This is a genomic window from Polaromonas sp. P3_C2 (genome assembly GCF_056402675.1).
The window spans coordinates 1-6,571 of record NZ_JBFUGX010000207.1; the positions used below are offsets into that span (position 1 = coordinate 1).

Here is a 6,571-nt window from a genome sequence, read left to right on the forward strand (position 1 = left end):
TTGGTCTTTAAAAACGGCGCCACCTGGTAAGACAAGAACGAACCGAATCCCGCACCCGCCGCGCAGGCCGCCACGGCCGGCGCGATCTGGTTGAACTCCAGATTACCACTGACGGCAAGCCGAAGCGGTCGGCCCTGGTCTATGAACGGGCCCCATGTGGGGGAATGGTCTGTCAGTCGCACGCAGTTGGCCTTGAGCAGGTCCTTGGGGTGTTTTGGTACGCCGTGGCGGCGAACCCAGGCGGGGCTGGCCACCACCAGGCGGCGGATGGTGCCCACCTTCTGCGCCACCAGGCTGGAGTCTTCAGGCTCGCCGATGCGAATGCCGACGTCGATGCCTTCTTCGAGCAGATTCACCACGCGGTCCAGCAGCACCATGGAGCAGCGCATCTTCTCGTGCTGCTGCACAAAGCGCGTGACGGCGGGCGCCACATGCATCTGGCCGAACAGCATGGGTGCGGTAATGGTCAGGTGGCCCGCGGGTTCCGCCGCGTCGGCGGTCAGCGCCGCTTCTGCATCCGCGAGTGTGGCCAGCAGCTGGCGGCAGCTTTCGAGGTGGCGCCGGCCTTCCTCGGTCAGTGAGATGCGCCGGGTGGTGCGGTTGAAAAGGCGCACACCCAGCTGGGCCTCGAAGCCGGCCAGCGTACGCACCATCGCCGGCAACGAGGACTCCATGACCTGGGCCGCGGCCGTAAGGCTGCCTTGTTCGGCAATGTGAATAAAGGCCTGCATGGCCCGGAGTTTGTCCATGGCGACATGCTACGCCTGTTGCGGGGATTCATCCAGTTAGTGGATTAGTTAAATACCTTGAAAGCCATTTATTCAAGATAACGGTTCAAACAAAATCCATTCCCGAGAGCAAAATTCTTCAACCTGCCGAAAGCCCGTCATGAGCACACCCGCCGCCAAAGCCCCGCCCGCACAACCCATACGCCTGTACCGCGTCGCCATCTCCGGCCATTCGCACCGGGTGGAACTGTTTCTCTCGCTGCTGGGCCTGCCCTTCGAGCGCATCGAGATCGACCTGGCCACCAAAGGGCACAAGACGCCGGCCTTCCTGGCCATGAACGCCTTCGGCCAGGTGCCGGTGATCCAGGACGGTGAAGTCACGCTGGCCGATTCCAACGCCATCCTGGTGTACCTCAACGCACGCTACGCGCCGGATGCCGAGCAATGGCTGCCGCGCGACCCGTTGGCTGCTGCGGCGGTGCAGCGCTGGTTGTCGGTCGCTGCGGGGCAGCTCGCCTCCGGCCCGGCTGCCGCGCGCGTCATCCAGCTGTTCAAGCGGCCGGAAAACCCGGAAGCCATTGAGCGTGCACATGCCCTGTTCACGGTGATGGAGCAGCAACTGGGCCAGTCGGCTTTTCTCGCGGGCAGCACCCCCACACTGGCCGACATCGCCAACTACAGTTACTCGGCCCATGCGCCGGAGGGCAAGGTCTCGCTGGAAGCCTACCCGCGCATACGCGCCTGGCTGGCCCGCATTGAGGCCTTGCCGCGCTTTGTGCCCATGGTCAGGAGCCCGATAGGGCTGGCCGCATGAGCACCGCCACTTTCCACGAGGGCGAGCGCGCCGCGCAAGCGCGCGTGGGCGCGGCCGTGCGTGCGCGCATGGCGGAAATCGGCCCGCGTGTGATCCGCGACTTCATGCCCGACCAGCACCGCGAGTTTTTTGAGCAGTTGCCTTTTGTGGTCGCCGGCACGGTGGACGCGAGCGGCCAGCCCTGGGCCTCGGTGCTGGCCCAGCCGCCGGGTTTTATCCACTCGCCCGATGCGCATCATCTGGTGCTGCGCGCCCAGCCGCTCGCAGGTGATCCCTTGCAAGGCACGCTGGCAGATGGCGCCGCGATAGGTCTGCTGGGCATCGAGCCGCACACGCGCAGGCGCAACCGCATGAACGGCATCGTTCGCGGCGTGAGTGCCTCGGGCTTCGCTGTGGAGCTGAGCCAGAGTTTCGGCAACTGCCCCAAATACATCCAGGCGCGCGAGCCGGTGTATATGGAGCGCTCCACGTCTTCAGCGGGGCCGGTGGTGCACGCGTCGGCGCAGCTCAATGACGCGGCGCGCCGCATGATCGAGCAGGCCGACACGCTGTTCATCGCCACAGCCTATGCGGGCAACGGTGAGCAAGCCGGCCGCGCCGGCGGCGTGGACGTGTCCCACCGCGGCGGCAAGCCCGGTTTTGTGCGCGTGGAGGCCGACGGCACCCTGACCGTGCCGGATTTCGTCGGCAACTACTTCTTCAACACCCTGGGTAACCTCGTGGTGAACCCGCGCGCCGGCCTGCTGTTCATCGACTTCGACACCGGCGACCTGCTGTATCTGGCCGTCACGGCTGACATCATCTGGGACGGGCCCGAGGTGCAGTCCTTCGCCGGCGCACAGCGCCTGATGCGTTTCAAGGTGCAAACCATGCAGCTGGTGGAATCTTCCTTGCCGCTGCGCTGGGGCGAGGCAGAACTCTCCCCGGTGCTGGAAGCTACCGGCGCCTGGGCTTAGCCTATGGCTTCAAGCGCGAGTTCGCGCTCCAGCCAGGCGCGAAACTTCTGCACGGCGGGCCGCTCCGTGCTGTGGGCTGAGGTGACGATGCGGTAGCCCAGGCCCGGCACCGTCTGGCCCGGCAAGACCACCATGAGCTGGCCGCTCCGCAGCAACGGTAACACCAGCGGCGTGCGGCCTATGCCTATGCCCGCGCCTTGCACGGCGGCGGTCAGCACATGTTCGTACTGCGAAAAATACAAACAAGGCTGCTGCGCCGATTGCCTCAAGTCCAGGCGCCCGTACCAGTCCGGCCACGACATCCAGGGGAAACGTGTGGCCGGGTCGTAATAGACCAGTAGCGGCGTAGTCAGGATATCGGCGGCGGCATGGATGCGTGCCGCGACGGCCGGCGCCGCCACCAGCAGGGCCTGCTCCTGCAGCAGGGGTGGCGGGTCTTCGCCGCCCTGCAGCACGGGGTAGAGCCGCACAGCCAGGTCCATGCCTTCGCGCTCCAGGTTGACACGCGTTTCTGTGGCGTCGACGCGTACATCGATGGCAGGCTCCAGCAACTGGAATTTGGCAAGCTTGGGAGCCAGCCACAGTGCGGCGAAGGAGGGCGTGGTGGTGACCGCTACAGAGACCCTGTCCACCGCCAGCAGGCGGTCGACAGCCGAGGCCAGCTGCGCCAGCGCGGCGCGGGCCACCTCATAAAGCTCACGGCCTTGCGGCGTCAGGCTCAGGCCCTTGCCGCCACGCACGAACAGGGTGGTGCCCAAGGCATCTTCCAGGCTTTTCACCTGCTTGCTCACGGCCGACTGCGTGATGCACAGTTCTTCGGCGGCAGCGGTAAAGCTCAGGTGCCGCGCGGCGGATTCGAAGCCGCGGATGGCATCGAGCGACATGGCGCGCAGTGCGCTGGTGGAAGGGCTGTTCAGCATGGCATGAATGATTGGAATACCCCGTATGACAAACCATCCGGCCGCGCGGACCGGTTCCAAAGAAGAATCAAACCACACTTTTCAAGGAGTCCGCCATGCATGCCCTGCAAACCCTACAAACTCCACAGACCCCGCTGAAGCTCGGGTCCATCCCCAAACCCTTGCGCTTGCCGCGCGGCCAGGTTTTGGCCTGCACTGGGGGTTGCCTCTGGATCACCAGCGATGCGCTGGCTGGACGCCGGGACAGCGACGTGGTGCTGGAAAGCGGCCAGTCCTTTGTCACGCCGCAAGCCGCGACTTATTTTGTGGGCGCCCCGCGCGGTTGCGGTGTGTTGTCATTTGTATCCCCCGACGCTATTGCCCGAAAACCTGAGGAGGCCCCATGCTGATAGAAACTGAGCGCCGCGGCCAACACGTGATACTGACCCTGAACCGGCCCGAGAAACTGAACGCACTGAACTACGCCCTGATCGATGAGCTCATGGACAGGCTGAACGCCCTGGAGCGCGACGACAGCGTGCGCTGCCTGGTGCTGACGGGGCAGGGCGATAAAGCCTTCAGTGCGGGCGCCGACATTGCGGGCTTCGCAGCCGACATAGCCACCTCGCCCGAGGCAGCGTGGCGCAACTTCGTGATGCGCGGCCAGGCCATGACCAGGCGCATCGAAAACTATCCCAAACCCATCATCGCGGCCGTCAACGGCATCGCCTTCGGCGGCGGTTGTGAAACCATGGAAGCCTGCAGCCTGGCCATCGCGGCGGAACATGCCAGCTTTGCCAAGCCCGAAATCCGGCTGGGCTTTCCACCGCCCTTTGGCGGCACGCAGCGCCTGCCGCGCCACATAGGGCGCAAGCGCGCCAACGAAATGATCCTCACCGGCGACGCCATCAGTGCAGAGGAAGCCCTGCTGATCGGCCTTATCAACCATGTGGTGCCGGCCCATGAACTGATACCGGCCTGCCTGCGAATGGCCGACCGCATCGCCGAAAACTCCGCCGTGGCCGTGACAGCCTCGCTGCGTGCGGTGACGCGCGGCCTGAATGTTTCCATCGACGAAGGCCTGGCGATCGAGGCCGCGCAGTTCATGATCGCCGCGGCTTCGCCAGACGCACGGGAGGGAACGGCAGCGTTTGTGGAGAAGCGGCAGCCTGTATTTCTTCATCGCTGAGGCTGCATTTTTCGCAGGCCGCACAGGATAGTGCATCACATCACATCAGGTGCGCCCGGGTGACATTTCGCGTCGTTTGCGACGCAGATCACGGATGCCAGGTTGCCCGCAGCGCCGTGGAAGGCATGGCGCCGAGCGTTTGCCCGAGCTGCTTCGCCGCCAGAACCGTGGCGGGCGCGTAACGCGCGAGTACCGCACTCGTCAGTCGTTCTACCGGGCCCGCCGTGCTGACAGAGCCCAGCACGGCGCCATGGCGTCCGCGCACGGCCGCGGAGACGCTCGCGATTTTCGAGTTCCGCTCGCCGCGGGTGATGTGGAAACCGCATCGACGGATGCGCTCATTCAGATCACCCGGTTCGCCCAGGGCGGCCAGAATCACCCGGCCGGCGGATCCGCGGTCCAGGGGAAAAACCTCGCCAGAGCGAATTTGGCTCTGAACACCTGCCGTTCCCTCGCAACGCATCAGGCAGCTGCGCAGGTTGCCTTCGAAGACGAAGAACGAGGCGCTTTCTCCCGTGGCCGTACCAAGCTGGCGAAGGATGGGTTCGATGGCGGAGTCGAGGTCGAACTGCGCCTGGTAGCGGGAGCCCATCCAGCCTACTGCAGGGCCGAGCCGCCACGCACCGTCTTCGCGCCTGACGAGGAATCTGGCTGCAGCGAGCGTGCGCGCAAGCCGCAGCACCGTGGGTTTGTGCATGCTGGTACGGCGTGCGAGCTCCGCCAGCGGGAGAAAGAGCTCGTCGCCTTCGAAGGCAGTGAGGATAGCCAGCGCACGCGCCACGGCCGTGACGTTCTCGTCGCCTGGACGCGTCGAGGTTCCCACCGGCCCGTCCGCGAGAAGTCGCTTCGGCGTGGCATGCGTCGGCTTGAACCTGGACTCTTGCGGCATGGCCGGATTGTATTCAAGCCCGCGCACCGTTACGTCAGGCGTAACGCATTGCCCATCCTGTATCTTTGTTCGGATCATGCGCTCCTTGATCCAGGAGACACGTTCCATGACAAACATGCACGCCAGGCGCCGTAGCTTCCTTGCTTCGGCGGCGGCAATCGCCGCGTTCGGCGCCCGGGCGCAGGGCGCCTCTTCGGTTTCGACCCGGATGGTGATTCCATTCGCCGCCGGTGGCGCGACGGACGTCCTCGGTCGCGATCTGGCCCAGGCCATGAGCACGGCCCTGGGACAGCCTTTCATCATCGAGAACGCCGGCGGCGGCGCCGGCGTGCCTGCCATGCAGAAGGTGACAGGCTCGAAGGCCGATGGCCATACGCTGCTCTTCGCCGCCTCCGGCAACATCACGGCACAACCCCTGCTGCAGAAGCCGCGCGTGGACATCCTGACCCAGCTCACGCCGGTGGGGATGATCGCGACGGCACCACACGTGCTGGTGGTGACGGCGAAGATGCCGTTCAAGACGATCGCGGAGCTGGTTGCGTATGCCAGGGCACATCCGGGCCAACTGAACTTCGGCTCTGCGGGCGTCGGGGGATTGGCTCACCTCGGCACGGAACTGTTCGCGCGCGCCGCGCAGATCGACATCAAGCACGTGCCGTACCGCGGGGCTTCGGCGGCGACCACGGACCTTGTCTCCGGCCAGATTCACGCGATGTTCGGAACCATGCCTTCGTTCACCGGCATGGCCCAGAACGGCTCGCTGCGCGTCATCGGCCTCACCGCCCCCAGCGCCGCAGCGCCTCTGAAGGGGATCCCCTTGATTTCGAACACCGTTCGCGGCTTTGGTTACAAGAGCTGGAATGCCATCTTCGCGCCCAACGGAACGCCGGAACCCGTCGTCGCGCGCCTCTACGCGGCGATGAAGAAAGCGTCGCTCGACCCTGGGGTGGCCAGGCGTTTCGAAGAACAGGGGGTCGACATCGAGCTTGCGGATGCGGCCGAGCTCACCGACATGATCCGCAAGGAAACCGGACTTTGGGACAAGGTGATCCGCGAAGCAAACATCCAGGTGAACTGATCTCTGTATGTCGCAACT

8 protein-coding genes are annotated in these 6,571 nt (G+C 65.1%); 5 read left to right on the plus strand and 3 right to left on the minus strand.

What is annotated here, in order from left to right:
- The coding region (locus AC1DWI_RS10610; protein WP_477724806.1) for a LysR family transcriptional regulator at positions 1-749 on the minus strand (749 nt) is incomplete at its 3' end.
- A gap of 139 nt (positions 750-888) precedes the next feature.
- Between AC1DWI_RS10610 and AC1DWI_RS10615 the strand changes: the two genes are divergently transcribed.
- A complete protein-coding gene (locus AC1DWI_RS10615; protein ID WP_477668605.1) occupies positions 889-1,542 on the plus strand; it encodes a glutathione S-transferase family protein in 654 nt (217 codons plus the stop codon).
- On the plus strand, positions 1,539-2,498 hold the full coding sequence (locus tag AC1DWI_RS10620; protein ID WP_477668604.1) for a pyridoxamine 5'-phosphate oxidase family protein: 960 nt from the start codon (positions 1,539-1,541) through the stop codon (positions 2,496-2,498). The genes AC1DWI_RS10615 and AC1DWI_RS10620 overlap by 4 nt, the downstream gene beginning before the upstream one ends.
- On the opposite strand, the gene AC1DWI_RS10625 is transcribed toward AC1DWI_RS10620, so the two are convergent.
- Positions 2,495-3,418 carry a LysR substrate-binding domain-containing protein gene (locus AC1DWI_RS10625; protein ID WP_477668603.1) on the minus strand — a complete coding sequence of 308 codons (924 nt, stop codon included), beginning with the start codon at positions 3,416-3,418 and terminating at the stop codon, positions 2,495-2,497. The two genes, AC1DWI_RS10620 and AC1DWI_RS10625, sit on opposite strands and share 4 nt — an antisense overlap.
- Before the next feature lie 95 nt (positions 3,419-3,513).
- Here AC1DWI_RS10625 and AC1DWI_RS10630 point away from each other — a divergent pair, with 95 nt between their 5' ends.
- Complete coding sequence (locus tag AC1DWI_RS10630; RefSeq protein ID WP_477668602.1) at positions 3,514-3,807, plus strand: DUF2917 domain-containing protein; 294 nt, start codon at positions 3,514-3,516, stop codon at positions 3,805-3,807.
- Complete coding sequence (locus AC1DWI_RS10635; RefSeq protein WP_477668601.1) at positions 3,801-4,586, plus strand: crotonase/enoyl-CoA hydratase family protein; 786 nt, start codon at positions 3,801-3,803, stop codon at positions 4,584-4,586. The genes AC1DWI_RS10630 and AC1DWI_RS10635 overlap by 7 nt, the downstream gene beginning before the upstream one ends.
- 88 nt (positions 4,587-4,674) lie before the next feature.
- On the opposite strand, the gene AC1DWI_RS10640 is transcribed toward AC1DWI_RS10635, so the two are convergent.
- The gene (locus tag AC1DWI_RS10640; RefSeq protein WP_477668929.1) at positions 4,675-5,475 is read right to left on the minus strand and encodes an IclR family transcriptional regulator; all 801 of its coding nucleotides are present in this window, start codon (positions 5,473-5,475) and stop codon (positions 4,675-4,677) included.
- 106 nt (positions 5,476-5,581) lie between these two features.
- On the opposite strand from AC1DWI_RS10640, the gene AC1DWI_RS10645 reads away from it, so the two are divergent.
- Positions 5,582-6,553, plus strand: a complete 972-nt coding sequence (locus AC1DWI_RS10645) for a Bug family tripartite tricarboxylate transporter substrate binding protein (RefSeq protein WP_477668600.1) — start codon at positions 5,582-5,584, stop codon at positions 6,551-6,553.
- Positions 6,554-6,571 lie beyond the last annotated feature (18 nt).

Coding starts and splice junctions, on each gene's coding strand:
- AC1DWI_RS10645 (WP_477668600.1), top strand. CDS start 5,582: ATGACAAACATGCACGCCAGGCGCCGTAGCTTCCTTGCTTCGGCGGCG.
- AC1DWI_RS10630 (WP_477668602.1), top strand. CDS start 3,514: ATGCATGCCCTGCAAACCCTACAAACTCCACAGACCCCGCTGAAGCTC.
- AC1DWI_RS10625 (WP_477668603.1), bottom strand. CDS start 3,418: ATGCTGAACAGCCCTTCCACCAGCGCACTGCGCGCCATGTCGCTCGAT.
- AC1DWI_RS10615 (WP_477668605.1), top strand. CDS start 889: ATGAGCACACCCGCCGCCAAAGCCCCGCCCGCACAACCCATACGCCTG.
- AC1DWI_RS10640 (WP_477668929.1), bottom strand. CDS start 5,475: ATGCCGCAAGAGTCCAGGTTCAAGCCGACGCATGCCACGCCGAAGCGA.
- AC1DWI_RS10620 (WP_477668604.1), top strand. CDS start 1,539: ATGAGCACCGCCACTTTCCACGAGGGCGAGCGCGCCGCGCAAGCGCGC.
- AC1DWI_RS10635 (WP_477668601.1), top strand. CDS start 3,801: ATGCTGATAGAAACTGAGCGCCGCGGCCAACACGTGATACTGACCCTG.